The sequence below is a fragment of the Cytobacillus oceanisediminis genome, from assembly GCF_022811925.1.
Taxonomy (GTDB): domain Bacteria; phylum Bacillota; class Bacilli; order Bacillales; family Cytobacillaceae; genus Cytobacillus; species Cytobacillus oceanisediminis_D.
In genome coordinates this window covers 186,245-210,583 of record NZ_CP065511.1, presented here as the reverse complement: position 1 = coordinate 210,583, position 24,339 = coordinate 186,245, and the positions used below count along the sequence as shown (strand labels likewise).

Annotated in this window: 23 protein-coding genes; 14 read left to right on the top strand and 9 right to left on the bottom strand. The window is 41.8% G+C overall.

All coding sequences use genetic code 11. The annotated features are described in order from the left end of the window. Positions 1–3: 3 nt before the first annotated feature. On the bottom strand, positions 4–1,458 hold the full coding sequence (locus IRB79_RS01040; protein ID WP_243506380.1) for a MocR-like pyridoxine biosynthesis transcription factor PdxR: 1,455 nt from the start codon (positions 1,456–1,458) through the stop codon (positions 4–6). A 119-nt stretch (positions 1,459–1,577) separates the two neighbouring features. On the opposite strand from IRB79_RS01040, the gene IRB79_RS01035 reads away from it, so the two are divergent. Next, positions 1,578–2,198 (top strand): LysE/ArgO family amino acid transporter, encoded by a 621-nt coding sequence (locus IRB79_RS01035; RefSeq protein ID WP_243506379.1) that lies wholly within the window; start codon positions 1,578–1,580, stop codon positions 2,196–2,198. A 297-nt stretch (positions 2,199–2,495) separates the two neighbouring features. Here IRB79_RS01035 and IRB79_RS01030 read toward each other — a convergent pair whose 3' ends face one another. From IRB79_RS01030 to IRB79_RS01020, 3 genes are all read right to left on the bottom strand, one after another. Next, a complete protein-coding gene (locus IRB79_RS01030) occupies positions 2,496–3,683 on the bottom strand; it encodes a DUF3880 domain-containing protein (protein ID WP_243506378.1) in 1,188 nt (395 codons plus the stop codon). A 458-nt stretch (positions 3,684–4,141) separates the two neighbouring features. Continuing rightward, a complete protein-coding gene (locus tag IRB79_RS01025) occupies positions 4,142–4,606 on the bottom strand; it encodes a phage tail protein (RefSeq protein WP_243506377.1) in 465 nt (154 codons plus the stop codon). Positions 4,607–4,628: 22 nt separating this feature from the next. Further along, complete coding sequence (locus IRB79_RS01020; RefSeq protein WP_243506376.1) at positions 4,629–5,108, bottom strand: GyrI-like domain-containing protein; 480 nt, start codon at positions 5,106–5,108, stop codon at positions 4,629–4,631. A gap of 107 nt (positions 5,109–5,215) precedes the next feature. Here IRB79_RS01020 and IRB79_RS01015 point away from each other — a divergent pair, with 107 nt between their 5' ends. Beyond that, positions 5,216–6,178: a helix-turn-helix transcriptional regulator gene (locus IRB79_RS01015; RefSeq protein ID WP_243506375.1), complete on the top strand. Its 963-nt coding sequence runs from the start codon at positions 5,216–5,218 to the stop codon at positions 6,176–6,178. 70 nt (positions 6,179–6,248) lie between these two features. Here the strand turns inward: IRB79_RS01015 and IRB79_RS01010 are convergent, their stop codons facing one another. Further along, positions 6,249–6,713 (bottom strand): SRPBCC family protein, encoded by a 465-nt coding sequence (locus IRB79_RS01010; protein ID WP_243506374.1) that lies wholly within the window; start codon positions 6,711–6,713, stop codon positions 6,249–6,251. A gap of 464 nt (positions 6,714–7,177) precedes the next feature. Between IRB79_RS01010 and IRB79_RS01005 the strand changes: the two genes are divergently transcribed. From IRB79_RS01005 to IRB79_RS00995, 3 genes are all read left to right on the top strand, one after another. Further along, entirely contained in the window at positions 7,178–8,563 is a 1,386-nt protein-coding gene (locus IRB79_RS01005; RefSeq protein ID WP_243506372.1) for an amino acid permease, read from the top strand. Between the two features lie 388 nt (positions 8,564–8,951). Then, positions 8,952–9,386 (top strand): GNAT family N-acetyltransferase, encoded by a 435-nt coding sequence (locus IRB79_RS01000; RefSeq protein WP_243506371.1) that lies wholly within the window; start codon positions 8,952–8,954, stop codon positions 9,384–9,386. 48 nt (positions 9,387–9,434) lie between these two features. Further along, a complete protein-coding gene (locus IRB79_RS00995; protein WP_243509695.1) occupies positions 9,435–9,575 on the top strand; it encodes a hypothetical protein in 141 nt (46 codons plus the stop codon). An 18-nt stretch (positions 9,576–9,593) separates the two neighbouring features. Here IRB79_RS00995 and IRB79_RS00990 read toward each other — a convergent pair whose 3' ends face one another. Both IRB79_RS00990 and IRB79_RS00985 read right to left on the bottom strand, forming a co-directional pair. Further along, complete coding sequence (locus tag IRB79_RS00990; RefSeq protein ID WP_243506369.1) at positions 9,594–10,493, bottom strand: EamA family transporter; 900 nt, start codon at positions 10,491–10,493, stop codon at positions 9,594–9,596. 72 nt (positions 10,494–10,565) lie between these two features. Next, complete coding sequence (locus IRB79_RS00985) at positions 10,566–11,747, bottom strand: MFS transporter (protein WP_243506367.1); 1,182 nt, start codon at positions 11,745–11,747, stop codon at positions 10,566–10,568. Between the two features lie 79 nt (positions 11,748–11,826). Here IRB79_RS00985 and yeiL point away from each other — a divergent pair, with 79 nt between their 5' ends. Then, positions 11,827–12,498: a transcriptional regulator YeiL gene (yeiL, locus tag IRB79_RS00980; RefSeq protein ID WP_243506365.1), complete on the top strand. Its 672-nt coding sequence runs from the start codon at positions 11,827–11,829 to the stop codon at positions 12,496–12,498. 69 nt (positions 12,499–12,567) lie between these two features. Here the strand turns inward: yeiL and guaD are convergent, their stop codons facing one another. Then, positions 12,568–13,935, bottom strand: coding sequence for a guanine deaminase (guaD, locus tag IRB79_RS00975; protein WP_243506363.1), 1,368 nt, complete (start codon positions 13,933–13,935; stop codon positions 12,568–12,570). Positions 13,936–14,161: 226 nt separating this feature from the next. On the opposite strand from guaD, the gene IRB79_RS00970 reads away from it, so the two are divergent. From IRB79_RS00970 to aspA, 6 genes are all read left to right on the top strand, one after another. Then, on the top strand, positions 14,162–14,539 hold the full coding sequence (locus IRB79_RS00970; protein ID WP_243506361.1) for a hypothetical protein: 378 nt from the start codon (positions 14,162–14,164) through the stop codon (positions 14,537–14,539). Positions 14,540–14,812: 273 nt separating this feature from the next. Beyond that, positions 14,813–15,742, top strand: a complete 930-nt coding sequence (locus IRB79_RS00965) for an L-lactate dehydrogenase (RefSeq protein ID WP_243506359.1) — start codon at positions 14,813–14,815, stop codon at positions 15,740–15,742. A 35-nt stretch (positions 15,743–15,777) separates the two neighbouring features. Then, entirely contained in the window at positions 15,778–17,349 is a 1,572-nt protein-coding gene (locus IRB79_RS00960; protein ID WP_243506357.1) for an L-lactate permease, read from the top strand. A 148-nt stretch (positions 17,350–17,497) separates the two neighbouring features. Beyond that, positions 17,498–18,268 carry an isocitrate lyase/PEP mutase family protein gene (locus tag IRB79_RS00955; RefSeq protein ID WP_243506356.1) on the top strand — a complete coding sequence of 257 codons (771 nt, stop codon included), beginning with the start codon at positions 17,498–17,500 and terminating at the stop codon, positions 18,266–18,268. A gap of 28 nt (positions 18,269–18,296) precedes the next feature. Next, positions 18,297–18,926: a bifunctional transcriptional activator/DNA repair enzyme AdaA gene (locus tag IRB79_RS00950; protein WP_243506355.1), complete on the top strand. Its 630-nt coding sequence runs from the start codon at positions 18,297–18,299 to the stop codon at positions 18,924–18,926. A gap of 196 nt (positions 18,927–19,122) precedes the next feature. Further along, the gene (gene aspA, locus IRB79_RS00945; RefSeq protein ID WP_243506354.1) at positions 19,123–20,553 is read left to right on the top strand and encodes an aspartate ammonia-lyase; all 1,431 of its coding nucleotides are present in this window, start codon (positions 19,123–19,125) and stop codon (positions 20,551–20,553) included. 588 nt (positions 20,554–21,141) lie between these two features. On the opposite strand, the gene IRB79_RS00940 is transcribed toward aspA, so the two are convergent. Beyond that, positions 21,142–22,056, bottom strand: a complete 915-nt coding sequence (locus IRB79_RS00940; RefSeq protein ID WP_243506353.1) for a nuclease-related domain-containing protein — start codon at positions 22,054–22,056, stop codon at positions 21,142–21,144. 234 nt (positions 22,057–22,290) lie between these two features. Here IRB79_RS00940 and IRB79_RS00935 point away from each other — a divergent pair, with 234 nt between their 5' ends. Further along, the gene (locus tag IRB79_RS00935; RefSeq protein ID WP_243506352.1) at positions 22,291–23,244 is read left to right on the top strand and encodes a hypothetical protein; all 954 of its coding nucleotides are present in this window, start codon (positions 22,291–22,293) and stop codon (positions 23,242–23,244) included. A gap of 98 nt (positions 23,245–23,342) precedes the next feature. Continuing rightward, entirely contained in the window at positions 23,343–24,332 is a 990-nt protein-coding gene (locus IRB79_RS00930) for a LacI family DNA-binding transcriptional regulator (RefSeq protein WP_243506351.1), read from the top strand. Positions 24,333–24,339: the final 7 nt, after the last annotated feature.

Here is a 24,339-nt window from a genome sequence, read left to right as displayed (position 1 = left end):
AATTCAATTCATAGAAGAATTTTTAATAAGTTGTGCTAAATAAACCAGTCCCTTTTCTAATTGTTCCATTGAAGCATACGAATAGGAAATACGAAGGTGCTGATCATCATTATTATCATACACACTTCCTGGATTTAATAAAATTCCTTCTCGAAGGGCTGCGTCAAATAGTTTTCGGGTGGAAACACCTGTAAGTAATTTAAGCCAGATATAAAAGCCACCTTTTGGGGTGCTCCATGTTGCTATCTCAGAAAAATATTTCTTTAAAATTTGAATAGTGAAATCCCTTCTGAATTTTAATTCCTCTTTTGTTGCCTTTAAGAAATCCTCATACATACCACTACAAAGCCACTTGTCTACAGCATATTGTGATAAGGAACTTGAGCCATAATCTGTTTGCATCTTTATATCTGCCAAACGTTCAATAACAGGTTCTGGTCCCACAATCCAACCAATTCGTAACCCGGGGCTTAATGTTTTTGACACACTTCCTATATACAGGACATTCCCTTGTGTGTCATTGGCTTTCAAAGGATTTGGCGGAGGGTTTTCAAACCATAAATCACCATAAACATCATCCTCGATGATAGGGATAGACTCCCTTTGACAAACCTTTATTAATTCAAGCCGCCTTTTTTCAGACATTAATGTGCCTGTTGGATTGTGAAAAGTGGGTATCGTATAGAGTAAAGCCGCATGATGTTGTCGCTTCATACGTCCAATTGAGTCACTTTTAATTCCTTCTTTGTCAAGTGGTATACCCAATAAATTCATTCCAGCCGATTGGAAAACGTGTACGGAGTTTAAATAGGAAGGTGATTCATGAAGTATTGTTGATCCTCTTTTTAATAATCCAATAGAAATCAATTGCAGCGCTTGGAGTCCTCCAGAAACAATTAAAATCGATTCGGGGGATGCTTTAATTCCCTTTGTTCTTAAATATGCACTAACGGTTTTACGTAAAGATAGGCTTCCTTTAGACTCCATGTATCCAAGCGATAAAGACTGCTCATTATCTATTTGTAGTATTTGCCCCATTTTTTTGTTGGGCAATAGATCTGGTGAAAGTTCTCCTGTTCCAAGCCTAATCATAGTAGGGTCTGCTTCGGATTTATTAATTTCTTGAATGATCGTTATATTTGGTTTATGGATACCCGATTTTACATAACTTATCCAATCTGGAGGAGGAGCTGAAGCAAGTAGGCTCCAGGTATTGTTAATCACCTTAGTACCGCTTCCAACCTTAGACTCAATTAATCCATCGGCAGCCAGTTCTTCAAGTGCAGTTACAATGGTACTGCGATTTACTTGTAATCGTTTTGCTAAATTTCTTTGTGGTGGTATTTTAGTGCCTATTGTCCATTCACCGTTCATTATTTTGTTTTTCATAAAATCATATATTTGCTGATTTAAAGGAACGACTGAATTTTTTTCTGGCTTCCAATCTAATTCATACATAGGCTATCTCCAATCATTTTTTTAAATTATAACAAAATGGTTGGATAGACTCCCATCCAATTGGTTGGAGACATATGACTTGTCCTTGGCTATTCTAGATAAGAATAGGGGGAATCATAGTGGAACCATTATTTCATGGGATGGTATTGGCATTTGGATTAATCTTACCTTTAGGAGTTCAAAATGTATTTGTATTTAATCAAGGAGCGACACACAACAAATTCACCAATGCTTTACCTGCAATTATTACAGCAGGGGTTTGTGATACAATACTGATTTATTTGGCTGTGGCCGGGGTATCCATTATTGTTTTTAGTTTTGAATGGTTAAAGATTTTGTTATTTTTTATTGGCTTCCTTTTCTTAGTTTATATGGGCTGGATCATGTGGAAAAACACACCCGAAATAAACGCTAATCAAGAACAAAACCGTTTTTCTGCACGTCGTCAGGTTACTTTTGCTGCTTCTGTTTCATTACTTAATCCTCATGCTATTATGGATACTATTGGAGTTATAGGAACTAGTTCATTGGCTTATACAGGATTTGAGAAATGGGCGTTTACCGTGGCTTGTATAATGATTTCTTGGATCTGGTTCTTTTCCTTAGCGATTTCTGGCAGGAAGATTGGCCAATTTGATAAAAATGGTAAGTTCTTAAAACATATGAATCAAGTTTCCGCACTTATTATATGGGCTATGGCTCTTTATATGGGATATCAACTGTATTCATTATTAAGTTAGCATGAACTTTAGGAAGCTTGACCATAAATGCAAAGTGAACCGTATCATAAATGAAGCTATTTTTAAAGAGAACATGAAAGAAGTTTGTAATTTATCTATTGTACCCTCTTATAATTTGGGCTGCTAGTGGACAGCCAAATGAACTATTGATAGCGAATCCTGCTTAAGATCATGAGATTCAAACATTATCGAAAATTAATGACAATTTTTATCCTTGATTTTTGGCTTGAGTACTTTATCTCTAAAAAATTTACCACCTCTCCCAATGAGAATTCATAGAGAATTTCTTCCTTCAGGTTACTTTGCTTTTATTTTTAACATAAGCCCAACATCAATAATATGTGAATCCAGTTGGTTAAGTTCCATAATATGTTCCAAAGAAACACCGTATTTTTGAGAGATTTGAAATAATGTATCCCCTTTTTTTACAACGTATAATTCGTATTTTTGTTTTAGCAGTTCTGGAAAATGGACTATCTTTCCGCCTTTAATAGATTTAATGTTATTGCTTAAAATCCCGTGGTCAATCAATACTTCTATTATTTTTTCAGCTCGGTGCCGATAAGTGTCATTTATCAGTGATTGTTTTGCCTGAGTTCTGATTTGTTCTCTCTTTTTATTATTTTTTAAATAGTATTTAATTAGTTTTACGGTTCTCTCAGGAGATGACGAAAGAACTAAATCATGCTTATGTTTAAATTTACTTCTAACTGCAGGAGTATCTGAGGTAATCAAAAAACCTTCTGAACCAAGAATTTCATAAGTGCGTTGTGTTAATTGATCTTTACAGTTTTGGATACCGAGTACGATTTTTGCTGAACTATAAACCTTGTGGGCTTCGCTATAATCCAAATATCCGTGTATCCAATTATTAGGAATGTTTTTCCCTAATAGATCCCCCATAGAATCCCAATCATCGCCCCAAAAGTCTACACGGATATTATTTTCTAGAAGAGGAGAGATTAGCGTTTGTATAGAAGAAAGACGGAAGGAGTCGGGGTTCTTTAAAAGAAAGTCGGGATACGCATTGGCTACAACAGCTATATCACAACGGTATTTTTTAAATGGCTTTACACGATGATGGACACTTTTGTGATAGGCAAAATCTAAATAAGCTGATTTGAAACCTTGTTTATTATATAACTTGCAAATTGACGGAGTAACCGTGAATACGAAGTCTGGGTTCATTCTTTTTATTAATGGAATAGAAAATTTCTTTGTGTGCAGCGGATCTTCCGTCGCCCAATAAACAAGAGGTATTTTTTTCTGTTTTACAACATCATGAATCCATATTTGCTTATTTTTTGAATGTTCTGCGGTCCATCCCATAGATATAATAAGATCTGGTTTGAATTGCTCTATCATTTCGAGAATATTTCCCTTAGTTAGTGATCCTGAGATCATGACATTATGACCTGCATCTATAAAGCCATTTGGCAATCCAAATATCCACATCGGATGACTTTCAAGGAACAGAATCCTCATGGTGATTCACTCCAATCACAAGTATTAATTTGTATTATTCTACGAATTACTTGAAATTTTGGCACGGCATAAATCTATAAGTGATAATGAGTTTATTTAAAGTACTAAATATCATTGTGAGACGATTATAATAGGAGTAGGGAAGGAATTAGAGAGTAGACATTAATAGAATTCGTTGAGGACCTGCAAAATGCATTTTAATTTGAGTCGTAAGAGTGGGAAAGGTTAACCCGGACCATAACGAACGGCAGTATTGAAGAAATTAATATAAGTTTCCTTTATTTATAGATTCTGTTAATTAGTTTTGGTGAACCGTATCATAAATAAAAGATGTTTATGCGAAAAAAATAACAGCACCCCCTAAGATGATGGAGAGGTGCTGTTATTGTGAATGCCTACATGTATTTGTTTGTATCATTGGCTGTTTTTGCTCTTCCCGGTGAACTTAATTTCTAACCTTAATACTCCCCTTTAATAACAAAAAACGACCCCCGAATAGTCCCCGCCAGTTTAGATTTCCGCCTGGCAAACTTAAACTTCCCTTCTAACTCCTTTGGTACTTCCATCCCCTCAGAAAGCTTAAAACCAACAGCGCGTTTTTTAGGGTCATCAACGGTATACATGACGTTGACACTAAGGCCATCCTCATAGAAAACGTAGGCCCATTTGATATTCTCCACTTGAAAACGCGACGTCTCTAAAGGTTTGGCTGCAAACTCTATATCACGTTCTTCTTTCAAAATATGGTTCACATAATTAAGGGTCTCCTGGCTTTTGCTGGCCGGTACAACCGTAAATTCATGCTTATATTTGTTCATGAAGTAACGGGCTTCATTCGCACGCAAACCAGCAAGTGCTTCCGCTGCTGGTGAAGACTCTAAACCAGCCGCAGACACATTTTTAAAATCGACCATATAGGACATTTAAATCCCGCCTTTTATCTCCTTATTTCCTAACAACAGGAATCCACATTTCACCAAATACCAAGCCGTTTCGCTGCCCCATCTCAACCGCTGCATTGGGCCCGCCAACATAGGCAACATTCGTTGCTTCTGGCAAGACTTGACCAAAGGCAATGCCAGTAAGCATATTGCTTAACTCTTCCCCTGTCTCGGCTTCCCCTTTAACAACGAGGTATTCCCCTTTAGGGAATTGGATCAGTCTTGATGCTTCTGGGAGCGACTCCTCTGTCATGACGCCAGCATAATGCATCATCTTGTTATTCACCGCTTCGTTCACTACAAAGATGTAGTCATTTTTGGCTATGGCCTTTAAAGCGTCTAGCCTTCCATCCTGTTTGACTGCCTGCCAAAAGTCTGCCTTTTCCTTATTGATGCCGGCATAATCCGTATAATCACTCTTCAGTTCAGTTCCAATGCCTAATACCGTAAAGCTTTCTTTTTCTTCCAGAGTATAATCTGCCATAATCAAAACCATCCTTTTTTAAAAATTTCAAATGATTTATCTTTTCACTTGATGAGTTTATAATAGCCTTAAATCATGTCAAAAAATGATACTGTTTAGGAGGCCAAATGAAAAAAGTTGAACGGATTAATGTGATGATGCGGTATATCAATAACCGTGCCCACTTTACTATTTCTGAGATCATGCGAGAATTTAATATCTCCCGTTCAACAGCGATTAGAGATATTCGGGAAATTGAAGCCATGGGGATGCCGCTTGTCGCTGAAGTTGGAAGGGATGGGGGCTATTTTGTCATGAACAACTCTGTCCTGCCCGCTGTTCGCTTTACCGATAATGAGATCAAAGCTCTGTTCCTTGCCTTTATGGCTACAAGAAATCAGCAGCTCCCCTATCTAAAGAGCCGTCAGTCTTTGGCTGAAAAACTGCTCGGCCTCATCTCAGAAAACCAGCAGGAAGACCTTGTTCTCTTAAATCAAATCCTGCTGTTTGAAGGGACCAACCCCAATAATCCCGACCTGCTTGAACTGTCGGACCTCCCTCACCCGATGCTGGAAAAACTTATTCAAACCCTTCTTTTGGATAGCTATTTATTGATTACCATCAACGAAGAAAATGGAATTAGGTCATATCCCATTTATCTCTTGCAACTTTATCGTGAAAAAAGCATTTGGCTGATTGAAGGCTTTGACTTAAAGGAAGAAAAGAAACAAATTTTCCCCGTGGACAATCTCACCAATGTCGAACCCTATCCTGTGAAAAAAAGAGTAAGCAGAAAAAATATTTTAGAAAAAATAAGCAAGCAGGAGGAAGTAATCAACCTTGTCCTTGAACTTGGCCCGCAGGCAATTGCCCAGTTCAAAAAATACCACCCTTTAAAAGTCTCGATTTCCTATACGAATCCTTACCAAACGACAGCTGTTCTGAAGACTTTTATCAATGTTCATAATTCAGAGGAACTGACCGAAATAACCAATTGGATGCTTTTCCTGGGTGGGGATATCAAGGTCAGGGAAATGCCGAAAGAAATCTTAGAAGGTTTGCAAGAGAGATTACGCTTATTCTGTCCATAAGAAGAGCCAGATAAAACCTGGCGTTTTCCAGGCATTACGGAGTTACAAGGGCACCATTAGGAGAATGCCATTAAGACATACCGCCCAGATGCTCCTCTAAGCGCTTCATAGTCTGTTCGGCACCTGGGACGGCATATGTTTTCACCTTTTCAAATACAGCGGCAGTTTCTTCAAAGATTGTGGTATAAGTGAGTTTAGTTTTGCCATCCAGATCCTCAAAGACTGCTGTGGCGAGAAAATGGGGAAACACATCATGTTTGAAGACGATTCGCTCGGATTTAACGACCTCAACAAAGACGTTGGTATTGGGATAATCAACGCCATCAGGACCGTGCATGATAAATTGCCATGTACCGCCTGGTTTCATATCGAATTTCTGAAAAGTCAACGTAAAACCTTGTGGTCCCCACCACTTTGACAGGTGCTCCTCTTTCGTCCAAGAATTAAACACAAGATCAGCTGGAGCATCAAATACGCGCGTGACTGTAATTTCGCGTTCCCCTATTTGTGTTGTCATTTTGTTTGTTGAGTTCATGCCGGTCCCTCCAAGTTAAATTTGATTAAAACCCATATCACTAATCCCTCTTGCTCATCAGCTGTTCAGCCACCATATTATTAATTTGCTAATCGTTTATCATTATCCTTCTGATAAACGGTGAGAGATTCTCCTAATTTAATATAGGCTTTTGAGAAACCCAGGTGCTTTTTACATTATTTCTTGCCAAAACTCCTATTTAACTAAATGCAGAGTTATTAAGCAACTTGCATAGATAGAGAGGAGTGATAGTCCTCGCCTTTGATTAGGTCAGAATTCTTTTTGTATTTTACTATAATAATTATTTGTGCCTCTTTCCTAATGTTAATATTGATATATAGCCTTTTATAAAAATATTCCATTGTAATTATTAGCGGTATTTATTATTATAAATGAGTATTTGAATACAAGATTAAGAATCTTTTTGACCACTATTTTGAAATCTCAACTTAGGAGGATATGGAGTGGCAAACAAAGAATTGAAGAGAGGCTTAGAATCGCGTCACATTCAGATGATTGCGCTGGGTGGTACCATTGGTGTCGGCTTATTTATGGGATCAGCAAGCACCATTCAATGGACAGGACCGTCTGTGCTTCTTGCTTATATAACAGCAGGAATTTTTATCTATTTCATCATGCGTGCCATGGGAGAAATGTTGTATTTAGAGCCTAACACGGGTTCCTTTGCAACATTTGGCTATAAGTATATTCATCCATTGGCCGGGTATTTGACTGCCTGGAGCAACTGGTTTCAATGGGTAATAGTCGGGATGGCTGAAATTATTGCCGTAGGTGCCTACATGCAATACTGGTTTCCAGACTTGCCTGCGTGGATTCCGGGTTTCATTGCTATGTTGATGCTGGGAGCGGCGAATTTAATTTCAGTAAAATCATTTGGTGAATTTGAATTTTGGTTTTCCTTGATTAAAGTTGTAACGATCATCTTAATGATCATTGCCGGTTTTGGACTTATTTTCTTCGGAATTGGCAATGGAGGAGAGGCAATAGGATTTTCTAATCTTTGGGAACATGGCGGATTCTTTACAGGTGGATGGACAGGCTTCTTCTTTGCCTTATCCCTTGTTATTGGAGCGTATCAAGGCGTTGAACTAATTGGAATTACAGCAGGGGAAGCAAAAGATCCGAAGAAAACGCTTACAAGTGCAATTCAAAGTATCATTTGGCGGATTTTGATTTTCTATATTGGAGCTATTTTAGTGATTGTAACTGTATATCCTTGGGATCAGCTTCAATCAGTCGGAAGCCCATTTGTGGCTACTTTTGCAAAAGTAGGAATCACTGCTGCTGCAGGAATTATTAACTTTGTTGTTATTACAGCGGCGATGTCCGGCTGCAACAGCGGTATTTATAGTGCAGGTCGTATGCTTTATACGTTAGGAGTAAATGGGCAGGCACCTAAATTCTTTACGAAAATTTCTTCTCAAGGTGTACCGATTGTCGGTACTATGGGTGTACTGATTGGTTTAGCGGTTGGTGTTATTTTAAGCTATATTGCACCAGAAAATTTATTCGTCTATGTATACAGTGCAAGTGTTCTTCCAGGTATGGTTCCATGGTTTGTCATCTTAATCAGTCAAATTAAGTTTAGAAAAGCAAAAGGAGCTGAAATGGACAAGCATCCATTCAAAATGCCTTTTGCTCCTGTGACCAATTATTTAACCATCGCATTCTTATTAATGGTATTAGTGGGAATGTGGCTGAATGATGATACCCGGATCTCGCTGATCGCAGGTATTGTTTTCCTGGGGATTGTGGTTATCAGTTATTTCGCTTTTGGAATAGGAAAGCGTGTACCACAAGATTCTGGAGAAGATCAGGAAGCAGCTTAAAAGAGAAGAGTTCCTTCAGCATGGTGAGCTGATCTGCTCATTGAAAGAACATTAAACCAAAGATGATTCAAAACGTGCAATTCTGCAGATGAATTGATAAAAGCATTATAATTATAACCACCTTGATAGGCTAAATGTCTTTTTGGGTGGTCTTTTTTATCTGCTCCCATTACCGCTTATGGAAGATCCATTTGTCCTCTCTTTTGTTTACTGGAAGCGTGACTTGAAAGTGAAAATCCTGTCCTGCAATAACCTAAAGGTTTTCACATTGAAGGATTTTCATTTGGATCTGTGGAATTCTGAATTCAGAAAGCCAATTTCCAGGTTTCTCCTTCACAAACGTCCGGGGAGGCACCATGGTAAAAGAAAATTATTTCAGGGGGATCACATGATTGAATTCAGAGAAATAGACCGGCATAATTTTTTCGATGTCATTGATTTGCGTGTAGCAGAAGAGCAGAAATCGTTTGTGGCGCCGAATGTGTTTTCGCTTGCGCAAGCCAAGGCATTTCCAGAGTGTGTTTGTTTAGCGATTTATCATGATGATGTGTTAGTGGGCTTTACGATGTACTGCATGGACTTCGACGATAAGGAATATTGGATTTACCGCCTGATGATTGATGTGAAGTACCAGTCAAAAGGTTGCGGGAAAGCGGCCATGGAGCAGCTGATTGAACGGATTAAGCAGGATCAGGAGCATAAGGTGATTTATTTAAGCTTTGAGCCTGAAAACAATCTGGCGAAGCGGTTATATGAAAAACTGGGCTTTGAAGCAGATGGCCGGGTAATTGAAGGGGAAATCGTATATAAACTAACGTATTAATCAAAAGAGCTCCTGCTGAGGGAGCTCTTATTCATGGAGGTGGACCAATTGCTTAAAAAGAATAAAACATGGATTGTACTCTTCATAATAATTATTTTTTTGATTGCGGGCCTGCTCGACCTTAAGTATCAAGGGCTGTTCTTTCAGCTGCTGCCGGAATCCGTTCAATCAAAAATTACAGGTGCCTGATCCTTTAAATGTGCCGGGTCAGGCACTTTCCTTTCTACTCCGGAAAAAGCCTGTCCCCAATTCATTAAAAGCAATAGCAGCCAGAATAATCGCCGTCCCTGCCCACTGAAGCGGTGTTACGGTTTCTGACAAAATAATGCTGGCTGATAAAATGGCGATCGGTAATTCAATGGAGGTTAAGATATTGGCGATTCCTCCTGAAACTAAAGGCGCACCAGCTGCGAAAAACAGCGGAGGGAGGACTGCCCCAAATAATGAAACACCGACGGCAATTGTCAGCAGATTTTCCTCCAAAGGCAGCACAGACGGGATATCACCCATAAATAGGATAAGCACCAGGATGGTTGATCCGGTTACCATTAAAGAACTCCGTGTCCAGGGATCCACATGAACAGCGACCTTGCCGCTGAAGAAGATAAATCCTGCATAAGTGAACGCGGAGAGAATCCCAAAAATGAAACCTTTCAATGGAAGGCCCTGGATGTCGCCATTTATGATATTCGAAGCAAAAAAGACCCCGATTAGTATTAAAATGATGGTTAGTACTGTAACAGGCGAGGGTTTTATTTTGCTGGAAATCCATTCTAAAATAATCCCGATCCAGACGAACTGGAACATTAAAATGATGGCCAGTGATGCAGGAAGATACTGCATTGAACCATAATAAAAAATACTGGTTAAACCGACAAAACAGCCGGTCATCATGATTTGCAGCACATTTTTCGTATTTAGCCCTTTGAAACTGGACCTCTTAATGAACGTAAAAGCCCATAACAAAATGAAGGATATAACCATCTGGACGATATTAATTTGTCCCAGAGAGTAGCCGTAGCTAAACCCCAACTTAGCAAAAATCGGTGTAAAACCGAAAAATGATGCACCTAAAAGTATATATAAAACCCCTTTATTTATTTTCAATTTGAAACCTCCTTAATGCCAACATAAAAAAGGTGCTACACATGTATCACCTTTTTAAGCCTTCTTGTAAAGTTAGATCACCAGCTGTCTGGTTTCCGCCCCTTTTTTCTTCCCTTCCAATCTCCGGTAAACAAAAGCAAGCAGCGCCGCTGGTATCGTGCAAACCACCATCCCGATAAACGCATATCTTGGTTCTATTTCATATAAATACCCGCCAAAAATGGTGAAGAGGGCTGTACTCCAGCTAAGGGCGAGTGCAGAGTATACCCCTTGTGTAATCGGCACCTGTTCATGAGGAACATATTTGATCAGGTATTTCATAAATGCGTAGTGTGCCATCGCAAATGAGAAGGCATGCAATGTTTGGGCAACCGTAAACATAATCACATGCGGAAAGGCAAATACGAGTATCCAGCGTGCGGTTGAGCCCAGTGCTGCCAATGCCAGTAATGAGCCGATTGAAAATTTGCGGAAAGTCCGGTCGGCAATGAAAAAGAATAGGATTTCTGCAATCACGGCAATGTTAATGATCAGGCCGATTAAATATTTGGGAGCCTGAATTTCCTGCAAATAAATATAGCCATAGTTGTAATAAGAAGCATGTGCTGCCTGCAGTAAAATGACTATGACGAGCACCAGGCCGAAGTGCTTGATGCTGAATAATTTCATTATGGCTCCTTTTGTCTGGCCGGCTTTTGGCTTTTCAGATAAAACTGCAGGCGTATTCATGAAACCGAGACTCAAAAATACCAGAACGCCGAGCAACAGTGCCCAGAATATGGCATCGTCGCCAAATGCCCCTGTAAAGAAGGTCAGAATCATGCCGGATGCAACGAATCCTATCGACCCCCAGGAGCGGCTCTTTCCGTAATCTCTTAATTGCTTACTCTGTACAAGAATGCCTGCAGCACTATCCAATGCAGGCATCAGAGCAGGGTAAAAGAAATGTAAAAACAGCGTTACCACCAGCAGGCTTGTAAAAGAATTGGCCGGGATATAGCAGAGAATGGCAATCAGTGTGCCGATTCCCATCCCGTTAAGCAGGGTTTTACTGCTGAATTTTCCTGATAAATAGGGAAAGGCAAAGAGTGTGGAAAGGCCCCGTACAGCCAAACCTAGACTCATGATCAAACTCGCCTGTGAAACGGTCATTCCTTTTATATAGATCAGCCACCCTGTCCAATAGGGCAGAAAAACACCCCAGGTCATAAAGAAACTGAAAAACTGTCTGCCCATCCAGCTCTGTGTATTCATTAAATATCCCTCCGATATTTGCATGATATCAGGAAGATTCGTACAATAATATGAGATATCTCATATTTCGGGGTGGAGAATGGAAATTTATAAACAGGAAAAAAGACAGCATTACCTGGAGCAGCACTCCATTTCGCATATATTTTCTTTTCCGATTGAGGAGTTTATGGAAGTACGCGAATATAAGCGGGATGAATGGATTATCCGCGAAGGCATGAGGCCGGATTATTTGTATTATGTCATTGAGGGAAAAGCCAAAATTTACGTTACATATCAAAATGGGAAGGTTTCCTTGATCAATTTCATCAATGCCCATGATTATATCGGGGAAATGGAGCTATTACATGAAGTGTACTATACAAAGGGGATTCAAGCCTCCACGAAGACGATTTGTTTTGCGATTCCTTTGCATCACTATCGCACAAGGCTGCTGGAAGATACGACCTTTCTTCGCGAGCTCACCAAGTTTTTAAGTGTGAAAGCAACGAAAATGGCTGAAAAGTATTCACAGAGCCTTTCCTTTCCGCTTGAAAACCGGCTGGCGGATTTCATCCTGCAAACCGCTGATGGGGAGGCCTATAAGGAAAAGCATGTGACCGTCTGTGATTTTTTAGGGGTATCTTATCGCCACTTATTGCATGTTCTTGTGCAGTTTTGCGAAAAAGGATACCTGCAGAAGGAAGGGCGCCATTACCATATCCGGCAGACGGACGCACTGCACAGGCTTGCTGATGTGCTGAAGAATGAGTAAGAATAAGGCTAGCTGTGCACCTATAAAAAATGCCACATGGAAAAAGCCATGTGGCATTTACGCAAGCTCTCAAGAACGCGAGTGAACCTTTTCCCCTTGCACCCAGACTACCCGAATATGCTCCGGACGGACAAGATACATGATTTTCTGGAAAATATCATGTAACGCTTCATTTTCAGCAAAGATAGGAAGGCTTGCTCCCGGTACTTTCGTATCGACGATTTGAACGTCCCATGCATAGTTCTCCTGAATTCGCCCAATAGGCAGACTCAAGCTTTCTCCTCCGCCGGCAGTAGCCAGGTAAAAGGCTTCATGGATGGAAATCCGGGAATCCGGTACACCACGTTCCTCGGCAGGAAGAGCCGGATTTACTCCGTCTTCCAGCATTCTGGAGGAGACAACAGCCTGCTTGGCATTATCATAAAGACTTGGAGTCGCGCCAGCTGAAATATCCGTCCCTAATCCAATATCGATTCCCTTAGCCATAAAACGCTTGATTGGAATCACGCTATTGGCGAAGTAGGCATTGGACAGCGGACAGTGGCTGATTGCAGTGCCTGTACTTGCAAACAGCTCTGCATCATGGTCATCAAGGAAATTGCAATGAGCCATCACCGATTTTTCGCCTAATAATCCGAAATCATGCAGGGCAGCTGCATCATGCTTGCTGAAGCGGTCTTGTACATAACTGTGGGCCCAGTCACTTTCACTGCAGTGGGATTGAATATGTGTATCATACTTGGCAGCCAGTTCGCCCAGGCCCTTCAGTGCTTCATCTGAACAGCTTGGTATGAAGCGCGGTGTAACAACAGGATACACGCCTTGTTTAACCGTTTTGGCCAGCTCCTTCACGGCTAAAATGAACTCCTCCGTATCGGCTAATGCTGTTTTCGCATCTGCATCACGATAATAGTCTGGATTTTGTTCAGGATCATCCATGACGACTTTACCCACTAAGCCCCTCTGCCCTTTTTCAGCACATATTTCCGCTAATAATAAACTGGCCTCTTTATGGACGGTTGCAAAGTAGAGGACCGTCGTGGTTCCATTTGCGAGCAGTGTATTCACGAGATCTTCATAAACCTTCTTGGCAAAAGCCAAATCTGCATATTTGGCCTCTAATGGAAATGTGTATGTGTGGAGCCAGTCATAGAGGGGAATATCCAAAGCTGTCCCTGATTGAGCCCATTGCGGCGCATGGACATGCAAGTCCACAAAACCAGGCAGGAAATATTGCCCGTCTGCTAAGCGGTGAAAGTTCTCCTGTCCCTCATAGGCAGCCAGCAGGGATTGGTAGTCCTCATGCTCAGGACCCGCCATTTTTTCAATCATTCCATTTGAATTTACGAAAAATAAGTAATCTTTAAAAATATTTATTTTCTTAGGAGAATGACTGGAAAAAGCGGTTCCACGAAAAATATACGTATATTTACTCATAAACACCTTCCTAATGTTCGTGTTTTGTGCTACTATAGTCATTGTAAATTTTTACGTTTGGGGAGAGCATATACTTTGGGCTTTTTTCTATTGGTCTGTTTAATAGAAACAGAGATTATATGGATATCATAACACCAACAGGGGGTTCTTATGATGGATTACTAGTAAAATTCCGGTCTATCAGCCGAACCCTGACGGACGCTCCAAAGGCGGATATGCTAACTATGTGTATGAAATCCTCAATCCGACTACCGCCCGTTTTACAAAAACAACGGAAGGATCGGATGATGAACTGACGATTCTGCTTGCTGTCAATCAAGAGGATCAAGAGCAGGCCAAGGCATTTATGCTGTTGACCAGAAACTATGATCTGGACATGCCGGATGAGCCTTTTATTAAATTCCAGGATACGATTTTTTATCAGGACTTAGATATCGTCCAAAGCCAAAAGCCGGAGCTTCTTCCACTGGACTTACAGGCAGAGCTGCATCTGAAGTCAGACGCCCTTACCATCGCCTATCGTAAATGGTTGAATGAGCTGGGTGTGGAGAATGGCACAAATCCTATTCAGGATGAAGTCCGTAAAAAAGTATTAGTGAAATAATGATCAGTGCCAGCTCCCCGCTATACGGCAGCTTACCAGGGGCTGGCGCTTCTCTATTTTATAAAAAGCTTAAGAAAAAACTTGCGTGAAATCAAAAATATTGATATATTTTTATTGTGAAACACTTCACAAGTGATTATATTGATATTTTTTTAAAGTTATATGTGAATTATTTCACATAATTTACAATCACCTAAATTAAATTGAATGCAATGAATTTTTTTAACAACAATATGTGAAGAGTTTCACAAATAGATATTGGGGGAAATCAAAATGAATGTAACATTAGGAAACAAAATAGTACTAGTAGGAAATGGAGCCGTTGGATCAAGTTATGCGTATGCGTTATTAAATCAGGGCTTATGTGATGAGCTTGTCATTGTCGATTTAAATGAAGAGAAAGCAAAAGGAGATGTCATGGATCTAAACCACGGCATTGTTTATGCCCCAACGGCTATGACGATTAGATATGGTTTTTATGAAGACTGTAAGGATGCCGCTCTTGTGGTGATCTGTGCAGGTGCAGCACAAAAACCGGGAGAAACCCGGCTGGATCTCGTGAATAAAAACGTGAAAATTTTCAAATCTATTGTAGAGAGTATTATGGACTCTGGATTTAATGGCATTTTCTTAGTTGCAACCAATCCAGTCGATATATTGTCTTATGCAACCTTGAAATTCTCCGGCCTGCCTAAAGAAAGAGTCATTGGTTCTGGAACCATTCTGGATTCTGCCAGATTCCGTTATTTATTGGGGAAAGAATTTGATACAGCAGCCGTAAGTGTCCATGGATATATTATCGGTGAACATGGCGACTCTCAATTCCCGGTATGGAGCTTCGCCAATATTGCCGGAACCCCCGTAGCAGAGAGGTTAACAGAGGAAAGAAAAGAAGAAATAGCTGTTCAAGTGCGGGACGCTGCATATGAAATTATTAACGCAAAAGGTGCAACCTATTATGGGATTGCGATGGGGCTGGTCCGAATAACAAAAGCCATTTTACGAAATGAAAATGTGGTATTGCCGGTTGGCGCACTGTTAGAAGGAGAATATGGCCATCGTGATGTCTTTGTCGGGATTCCATCTGTGATTACCAGAAACGGTGTGAAGAATATTGTGGAGCTGTCACTGACCGAGGATGAAAAAAGGAAGCTTGCCAAATCAATTCAAACCTTAAAAGACATTCAAAATTCAGCATTATAACGAGTTGACATCTTAGAACCAAAGGGGCAGATCATATGTTAGTGGAAACGTTCAATCCTTTTCATAACCTTGCTGTTTCATCCCTAGTGGCCGCCATCCCGATCCTTTTATTTCTGCTTTGCCTGACGGTATTAAAAATGAAGGGCATTCATGCAGCCCTATTAAATTTAGCTGTTACTTTTTTTATCGCACTTATTATTTTTAAGTTGCCCTTCGGAGAAGCGGCGGGAAGTATTATTCAAGGTGCTGCGGCAGGGATTTGGCCGATTGGGTGGATTATTGTCATGGCTGTGTGGCTATATAAAATTTCGGTGGCATCCGGCAAGTTCGATATTTTGCGAGGAAGCATAGCCGGGATTTCCCAAGACCAGCGCATTCAATTTCTGCTGATTGGATTTTGCTTTAATGCCTTTCTCGAAGGGGCTGCCGGTTTCGGCGTACCGATTGCCATTTGTGCCGTGCTGTTAGTGTCACTGGGCTTCAAGCCTTTACAGGCAGCGATGCTCTGTCTCATTGCAAACGGTGCTTCGGGTGCTTTTGGAGCGATCGGAATACCGGTCGGCATTGTCGATACGTTCGGTATTCAAGGCGTCACTTCCATGGATGTGTCAATAATGACAGCACTGACACTGCCGATTATTAACTTTACCATTCCTTTTTTATTAATATGGCTCATTGATGGGTTTAAAGGAATTAAGGAAATATTACCGGCAATCCTGATCACAGCTGGTGTGTACACTGTCACTCAAGCACTCATTACCGTATTTGTAGGACCGGAGCTTGCTGATATTATTCCTTCCTTATTAGCGATGGGTGCATTAGCTTTATTCCTGAAAAAATGGAAGCCAAAGAACATCTTTTTGCTCAATGGGAAAGAGTGTCAATTTGAACAGCATGCATTAGGTGAAATAGTTAAAGCATGGTCACCTTTTTATCTATTGACCCTATTTATTTTAATATGGAGCTTCCCGGCATTTAAAGGGCTTTTCGCTGAAGGGGGCCTGCTGGAGTTCACAGTCATTAACTTCAGCATACCTGGATCTTCTCTTGCTGTCAGCATCAGTTTAATTGGAGCAACAGGCACTGCGATCTTATTGGCCGGCTTAACGACAATAGCGACGACAAATGGTATTAATATGGGTGAAGGCTTCAGCCTTCTGAAGAAGACGGTTTCAGAGTTCTGGATTCCGATTATCATGATTTGTGCCATTATCGGTATTTCCAAGCTCATGACGTACGGCGGCATGACCGTCACTCTAGGGGAAGCCGTTGCGACAACCGGAAAAATATTTCCGCTGCTGTCACCGCTCTTAGGCTGGATTGGGGTGTTCATGACAGGATCTGTCGTGAACAACAACACTCTATTTGCTCCCATCCAGGCGACAGCTGGTAATGTGATTGGAACCAACTCATCTTTATTGCTCTCTGCCAATACGGCTGGAGGCGTGATGGCAAAGCTGATCTCTCCTCAGTCCATCGCCATCGCCACAGCAGCGGTTGGCGAGACAGGAAAAGAAGCTGATTTGACTAAAATGACATTGAAATATAGCTTTGGATTGCTGGTGTTTGTTTGTATTTGGACATTCATATTGTCATTGTTCTTCTAGTTCGCCAATTAAAAAGGAAAAACGAAAGTGGAGCATTCAGCTTCACTTTTTTATCCTCTTAGAGACAGACCATAAGAGCAAGAATGAGGACGAAATGGATATCGTTCTCTTGTTAAAATGAGTCCAACAACTTTAGGAGGAGATAATAATGAATAATATACAGAAATTTAATGAGCTGCATTTTTCAAATGAACTTTTATTCCTGGGAAATGCCTGGGATTTGCTTTCCGCTTTAACACTTGAAAGAGCAGGGTTTAAAGCAATTGGCACGACCAGCTGGGGGATTGCTGATTCACTGGGATATGCAGACGGAGAATTGATTGATTTTGACAGGCATTTAGCGATCATCAAAACCATAGCAGAGAATGTGAAAATTCCTGTTTCTGCTGATATTGAAGCAGGCTACGGGGAAGATATCCCAACGATTGTCGATCATGTTTTAAAGACGGCTGATGCAGGGGCTGCCGGCATCAATATTGAGGATTCCTTCAAAAAGCAGAAAGGATTAAAAGAGATTTCCTGGCATTGCAGCCTTTTAGGAAATATAAGAGCATCGTTAGAAAACAATGGCTATAAGGATTTTTATATTAACGCCAGAACCGATACGTATTTACAGAAACAAAATCCGCTGCCGGAAACGATTGAACGGGCAAAAGCATATGTGGAGAGCGGAGCCAGCGGAGTTTTTGTACCGGGTTTAATAAAAGAAGAGGAGATTAAAGCCATCACGAAGAATGTCAGTGCCCCGCTCAATGTCTTATCTTTACCGGGACTGACAAATTGTAATAAGCTAAAAGAATTAGGTGTGAGGCGTTTTAGCTTTGGAAATGCCTTGTCTGATAAAGTGATTGCATATATAGAAAAGAATGCACGTGAATTGGCAGAGTCTATGGATACTGCCATATTGTATAATAATTAACAGCAGTGCAGGAAGGAAGTGGAGTTAAATGGCACAAAACATCAATCTGTCATTTGAAGAGATGTGGGAGAAAATCATCGCCTGTGATCGTAAATATGATGGCTTATTTTTTACTGCAGTCAAAACAACGAAAATATACTGCCGCCCTTCCTGCAGATCAAGAAAGCCTAAAAAGATAAATGTAGAATTTTACCCAGAAAAGAATGAGGCGGAAGGAGCAGGTTACCGTCCCTGCAAAAGATGCCAGCCAGAAGTGGAGCAATCCCCGCATATTGCCCTAGTCAGAGAAATCATTACATTCCTGGTCAATCATTATAAACAGAATTTGGGATTAAAAGATATAGCTGATCAAGTCGGCCTAAGTCCCTTTTATCTGGAGCGCTTATTTAAACAGGAAACCTCTGAAACTCCCCGTACTTATTTAGAAAAAATTCGTATCGATAAAGCAGCTCATCTCCTTAAAAGCACTGCGCTGACAAATCTGGAGATCTGCTATGAGGTAGGGTTTCAGAGCCCTTCCAATTTTTATAAAGTGTTTCGAAGCTTGAAAAACTGCTCACCGAGTGAATATCGGAAGGAATTCCTAAATAAAGAATCAGAAGCTGAGGAAGTTACAAAACCTTTAAAGCAATACATTCAGAAGGACAGCAGCAATTAAACGGCTCTGTCCTTTTTAAATTTAATTAGGAGGTGCTTAACCAAGGGCAGCTTTGAATGAAAGTGGTCAACTGCCCCCTTTTTACTCATCCATAACCATTGCTTATTCCTCCTTTCCGGATTATAGTGTATACGAAGGATAAGTCATTACAAAACCTATATATATCTGAAAGGTTTATATAAAGGAGAAGAAGTATATGCTAGCAGCAAAGAACAGCTTCAGAATTGAAAAAGACTTTCTAGGTTCTAAGGAAGTTCCGGTTGGAGCCTATTATGGCGTTCAAACGCTTCGTGCGGTTGAGAACTTTCCGATTACTGGCTACCGGATCCATCCGGAGTTAATCAAGGCAATGGCAATAGTGAAAAAGGCAGCGGCCATAGCAAATATGGAGGTTAAGCGCCTTTATTCAGGCATTGGAGACCCTATCGTACAGGCAGCCGATGAAATGATTGAAGGACTATGGCATGATCAGGTCATTGTTGACCCGATCCAAGGCGGTGCCGGGACGTCCATTAATATGAATATTAATGAAATCCTTGCGAACCGTGCAATTGAAATAATGGGCTATGAAAAAGGTGATTATTCACATTGCAGCCCTAATACTCATGTCAATATGTCACAATCGACGAATGATGCCTTCCCGACAGCAATGCACATCTCTGTTTTAAATCTGCTGGATCAATTAATCGTGACAATGGAACATATGCACTCCGTTTTTCTGGAAAAATCAAAGGAATTCAACCATGTGATCAAAATGGGACGGACGCATCTGCAGGATGCCGTTCCAATCAGACTTGGCCAGGAATTTGAAGCGTACAGCCGTGTCATTGCGCGTGACATTAAGCGCATTCAGCAATCCAAACAGCACTTATATGAATTGAACATGGGGGCAACGGCAGTCGGAACCGGACTAAATGCCATCCCTAAATATATTGACTTAGTGGTGAAGCACATTGCCGACATCAGCGGCCTGCCGTTTAAAGGGGCAGAACATCTTGTAGATGCCACGCAGAATACCGATTCTTACACAGAAGTTTCCGGAGCTTTGAAAATCTGCATGATCAATATGTCTAAAATCGCAAATGACTTGCGTCTAATGGCGTCAGGCCCAAGAGCTGGCCTTGGCGAAATTTCGCTTCCAGCAAGACAGCCGGGTTCATCCATTATGCCAGGAAAAGTAAATCCTGTTCTTCCGGAGCTTATTAATCAGGTGGCATTCCAGGTCATCGGAAACGACCATACCATCTCTCTTGCTTCAGAAGCAGGACAGCTTGAACTGAATGTCATGGAGCCAGTCCTGATCTTTAACCTTCTGCAGTCGATCAGCATTATGAACAATGCCTTTAATACGTTTACAGAGCATTGTGTAAAAGGAATCGAAGCCAATGAAGAAAGATTAAGGGAATACGTTGAAAAGAGTGTGGGGATCATTACTGCAGTAAACCCGCACCTCGGCTATGAAGTCGTATCAAGAATTGCCAGAGAAGCAATCTTGACCGGCTCACCAATCAGGGAACTATGCCTGAAATATGATGTGCTAACTGAAGAAGAATTGGATTTAATTCTCGATCCATATGAAATGACCGATCCTGGCATCGCAGGCGCTGCGCTGCTGGAGAGGGACTGATAATTTTACTTGACCCCCAATACTGTATTGTTTGGGGGGTTTTTTGCTTATTCGGACAAGAGCGAACGAAGATTGAGAGAACGAGTCCGAAGTATGTGCGCTTTCGGACAGGAGAAGGCGAAAATCGAGAGAGTGAGTCCGAAGTTGGCGTGCCTTCGGACAGGCTAGGCCGAAAACCGAGAGAGTGAGTCCGAAGTTGACGTGCCTTCGGACAGGAGAAGGCGAAAATCGAGAGAATGAGTCCGAAGCTGGTGCACCTTCGGACAGGAAAAGGCGAAACCCGAGAGAGTGAGTCGGAAGTTGACGTGCCTTCGGACAGGAAAAGGCGAAAACAGGGAGAGTGAGTCCGAAGCTGGTGCACCTTCGGACAGGAAAAGGCGAAAACCGAGAGAACGAGTCCGAAGTATGTGCGCTTTCGGACAGGCTAAGCCGAAAATCGAGAGAGTGAGTCGGAAGTTGGCGTGCCTTCGGACAGGCTAAGCCGAAAACCGAGAGAGTGAGTCCGAAGTTGACGTGCCTTCGGACAGGCTAAGCCGAAATCCGATAAATCCAGTCCGAACCTACTCACCATGCACAAAATCAATAAGATTATTCATAATAAGTATCACTAGTACTTCCAACTGCAGTAAAGTTCTTCTTCAAAACCCTGCAAAATGTCTTCCTGCTTAAAGCTGCGCTGCGCCATTCATAAATGCTTTGGGTCGTAATTTTTCGTTGGGGAAAAAGCAGTTTAAATTCCTTCACACTCCGCAGAATAGCTTGTTCAATCTTTTCGTGCCCTCCGCACCTTTCGCATACAAGTCTGCTATTTTTTTCAAATAGCAATATGGATGTACAGGTTTCGCAATACATCCCTTTTAGCAACTGATCGTAGTGATAATCAGGTAACCCCGTAAATGTAAATGGATTTTCCGTTTGGTGTAAGGAGAGTAAGTTTTGGGCGAGTTTCCTGTGCCCATCATTTAATTTGGATGGTGTATTATTTAAGTCATTAAAAAAGCGGTTCACTTGGGTTGGCAGTATAATGGGCTGGTCCATAGGGGCTTGATATAAGGTGAATTCAGGGTTAATAAAGATAACGGAGGCTTCAACGGGGTAATTTTGCTTGAGGGTTTGGAGCAGTTGGCGGAATAGAGCTGTGCTTCTTTTCAATTGGTCTACAGGGTTTTTATATTCCCTGCCGGTATTCACGGTATAAAGTTTGTCAGCTTCTAAATACCAGTCTCCCTGATAATTTTTTACTTCCAATAGATGGATCATTCCTTGTGAAATGATCAAGGTGTCGATTTGAAAATATGAGTTATTTACTTCCAAGAACAGGTCATTAATAATCAGCCTTTCTTCTTTCAGCTGTTCTGCAAGAAGGTCAAATTTCACTTCACCTGTGTAGCCTTTTTCAAGGTTCGAATAGTGATGCTTTTGCTTTTCGCTTAACTCCATGCGAGTGTTTAAAAATCTAAAAAACAATAATTCTTCCGGCACGGGTCTTTTTCTAATTAACATTTTCCACTTCCTTTCTTGATCTTAAGCTTATTCTATAAGAAATATCAAAAGATACAAACAACTTTCAATCATCTCCCAAGATGAAAATATACACCATTTTCCAGATTTAATGAAACATCAATACATTAAGTGTTACCCCGCCGAATACAATTCCATTGTTGATAAAAAACAGGAGGTTTCAATTTAAATAGGTTCTATAACACCTATTGTCCTCCAGGCAGCAGAGGTGAAGGTATGGCATTAAATATAAAGCAGGCATCTTTCCGTTCGAAAAAAATGCGCAAAATAGGCGGTTATGGCGCCGCGATAGCGGTGACTCCTTATCTGCTAATCAAAATCGCCTGGACGTGTGGCATCTTTCTTCCAACAGAGCAAATGGGCGATGCCAGTTGGCGAGGGATTAACGCAGCTACGGCGATTGTTGCGGCGGTTGGCCTCCTGCTGGCGATGGCGTTCTGCAGGCCGTGGGGTGAACGGCTGCCGGCGTGGCTGGTGGCTCTGCCTGTCTGGCTGGGTACCGGTCTTCTTGTTCCCATGCTGCTGCTCGCTCCTGTCCTTGGTCCAGCCGCCATGGCTCAGGATCAGGAAGCAGGTGCCGCTGGCTTCTGGATTTACGAGCAGATCTTCGTTATGGTCTCTCTGGCCGGGGTCGGTATTTGCCTGCCTCTGGCTTTGGCAGGGTACGCCAAGGCGCGGTGGCCTGAGGCGCTTGGCGGTCCAATCGACTGCGGGGAGCTGCCGGGACACACGCGGCAGCTGCAAGTCACTTTGGGCAGACTTGCTGCAGCGGGATGCATTCAGCTTGGCGCCATAAAGGTGTTCTGGTCGGCAGGTGGAACCCTTGGTATAGACCCGGGCATGCTGGATTCCCGTGATTTGTGGTGGCACCTCTTGACGCTAAGTACAGGCGGGTGGGCTCTAGTGGGTGCGTGGGGCCTCTTGGTGCTGATTACCCGTCGCGGCTCCCGGAGTTTTTTGCCGCCCATGGCTGCGGCATGGATTTCGTCGGGCATGCTGTTTTCTTATAACCTCTTTTCCATCATCCGCCCGGATTTTCAGTCCAGCCCGGAGTACCCGCTGGCCCGGGTGCTGACCACGGAGGCCGGTATTGTATTGGGCGTGATGATGGGAATAATCCTTCTCCTGGTTCTGCACGATCGGCGGCGAGCGCTGATAAGGCAGGAGTAATATTCGGAGTAATATTCGTCCTTGCTTACGCAGGCTATTTCCTTTTCCCTTCATTTGTGTAAAATGATAATAGACTATTTTGGCCCGGGAGGATTTAGATGATTACCATAAAGGAAATAGCAGAAAGGGCGAATGTTTCTCGGACAACTGTTTCGAGGGTTATGAATAATTCCGGTTATGTAAGTGAGGACGCAAGGAAAAGGGTCCTGCACGTAATAGAGGAGACCGGTTATGTCCCGAGTGCCCATGCGAAGTCGCTCCGCACAAAAAAAACAAAGGTTATTGGGGTTATTCTCCCGAAGATCAGCACCGAAACGTCCAGCCGTCTGGTTAATGGGATTGACGATGTATTGGCCGGGGAAGGCTATCAGATTCTCCTTGCTAATACAAATCTTCACGCTGAAAAAGAGATAGAATATATACGGCTTCTGAAAAGCAGGAATGTGGACGGCATGATTCTGTCAGCTACAAACGTGCAGCCGGAATTGATTCAGGAAATCCATCAGCTGAAAATCCCTTTTATCATGGTGGGGCAGTATGCGGAAGAATTGACGAGTGTAATTTTTGATGAATATCAGGCTGCGAGGGACATGGCTGGCCTGCTAATCAAGAAGGGATATAGAAAAATTGCTTTTATAGGCGTGGATGAAGCCGACCGTGCGGTGGGGTATCTCCGGAAAAAAGGATACCTCGATGCAATGAAGGAACATCAGCTCCCGGTTGAAGCGAGCTGGCTGCAAAAGGGGATTTTCGATATAGACTCAGGCGCTGAGTGCATGAAGAGAATCATGGAATCTGCTGAAAATAAACCTCAAGCTGTTCTTGCTGTGACAGATCGTCTGGCGATTGGCGCATTGCAATATCTCAGACAAAATGGATTTTCGGTTCCTGGTGATGTAGCGATAGCCGGCATGGGCGGATCAGAGCTTTCTAAATATATCACCCCGGGACTGACAACCATAGATTTTTCCTTTGAAGATGCGGGCCGGGAGGCAGCCTTATTAATTCTTCAAAAAATTAAAGGGGAACATGACCCGGAAATAACGCGGAAAATTAGATATAGACTTGTAGAAAGAGAAAGTATATAATGATTGT

Coding starts and splice junctions, on each gene's coding strand:
- IRB79_RS01040 (WP_243506380.1), bottom strand. CDS start 1,458: ATGTATGAATTAGATTGGAAGCCAGAAAAAAATTCAGTCGTTCCTTTA.
- IRB79_RS01030 (WP_243506378.1), bottom strand. CDS start 3,683: ATGAGGATTCTGTTCCTTGAAAGTCATCCGATGTGGATATTTGGATTG.
- IRB79_RS01025 (WP_243506377.1), bottom strand. CDS start 4,606: ATGTCCTATATGGTCGATTTTAAAAATGTGTCTGCGGCTGGTTTAGAG.
- IRB79_RS01020 (WP_243506376.1), bottom strand. CDS start 5,108: ATGGCAGATTATACTCTGGAAGAAAAAGAAAGCTTTACGGTATTAGGC.
- IRB79_RS01015 (WP_243506375.1), top strand. CDS start 5,216: ATGAAAAAAGTTGAACGGATTAATGTGATGATGCGGTATATCAATAAC.
- IRB79_RS01010 (WP_243506374.1), bottom strand. CDS start 6,713: ATGAACTCAACAAACAAAATGACAACACAAATAGGGGAACGCGAAATT.
- IRB79_RS01000 (WP_243506371.1), top strand. CDS start 8,952: ATGATTGAATTCAGAGAAATAGACCGGCATAATTTTTTCGATGTCATT.
- IRB79_RS00985 (WP_243506367.1), bottom strand. CDS start 11,747: ATGAATACACAGAGCTGGATGGGCAGACAGTTTTTCAGTTTCTTTATG.
- yeiL (WP_243506365.1), top strand. CDS start 11,827: ATGGAAATTTATAAACAGGAAAAAAGACAGCATTACCTGGAGCAGCAC.
- guaD (WP_243506363.1), bottom strand. CDS start 13,935: ATGAGTAAATATACGTATATTTTTCGTGGAACCGCTTTTTCCAGTCAT.
- IRB79_RS00965 (WP_243506359.1), top strand. CDS start 14,813: ATGAATGTAACATTAGGAAACAAAATAGTACTAGTAGGAAATGGAGCC.
- IRB79_RS00960 (WP_243506357.1), top strand. CDS start 15,778: ATGTTAGTGGAAACGTTCAATCCTTTTCATAACCTTGCTGTTTCATCC.
- IRB79_RS00955 (WP_243506356.1), top strand. CDS start 17,498: ATGAATAATATACAGAAATTTAATGAGCTGCATTTTTCAAATGAACTT.
- IRB79_RS00950 (WP_243506355.1), top strand. CDS start 18,297: ATGGCACAAAACATCAATCTGTCATTTGAAGAGATGTGGGAGAAAATC.
- aspA (WP_243506354.1), top strand. CDS start 19,123: ATGCTAGCAGCAAAGAACAGCTTCAGAATTGAAAAAGACTTTCTAGGT.
- IRB79_RS00940 (WP_243506353.1), bottom strand. CDS start 22,056: ATGTTAATTAGAAAAAGACCCGTGCCGGAAGAATTATTGTTTTTTAGA.
- IRB79_RS00935 (WP_243506352.1), top strand. CDS start 22,291: ATGGCATTAAATATAAAGCAGGCATCTTTCCGTTCGAAAAAAATGCGC.
- IRB79_RS00930 (WP_243506351.1), top strand. CDS start 23,343: ATGATTACCATAAAGGAAATAGCAGAAAGGGCGAATGTTTCTCGGACA.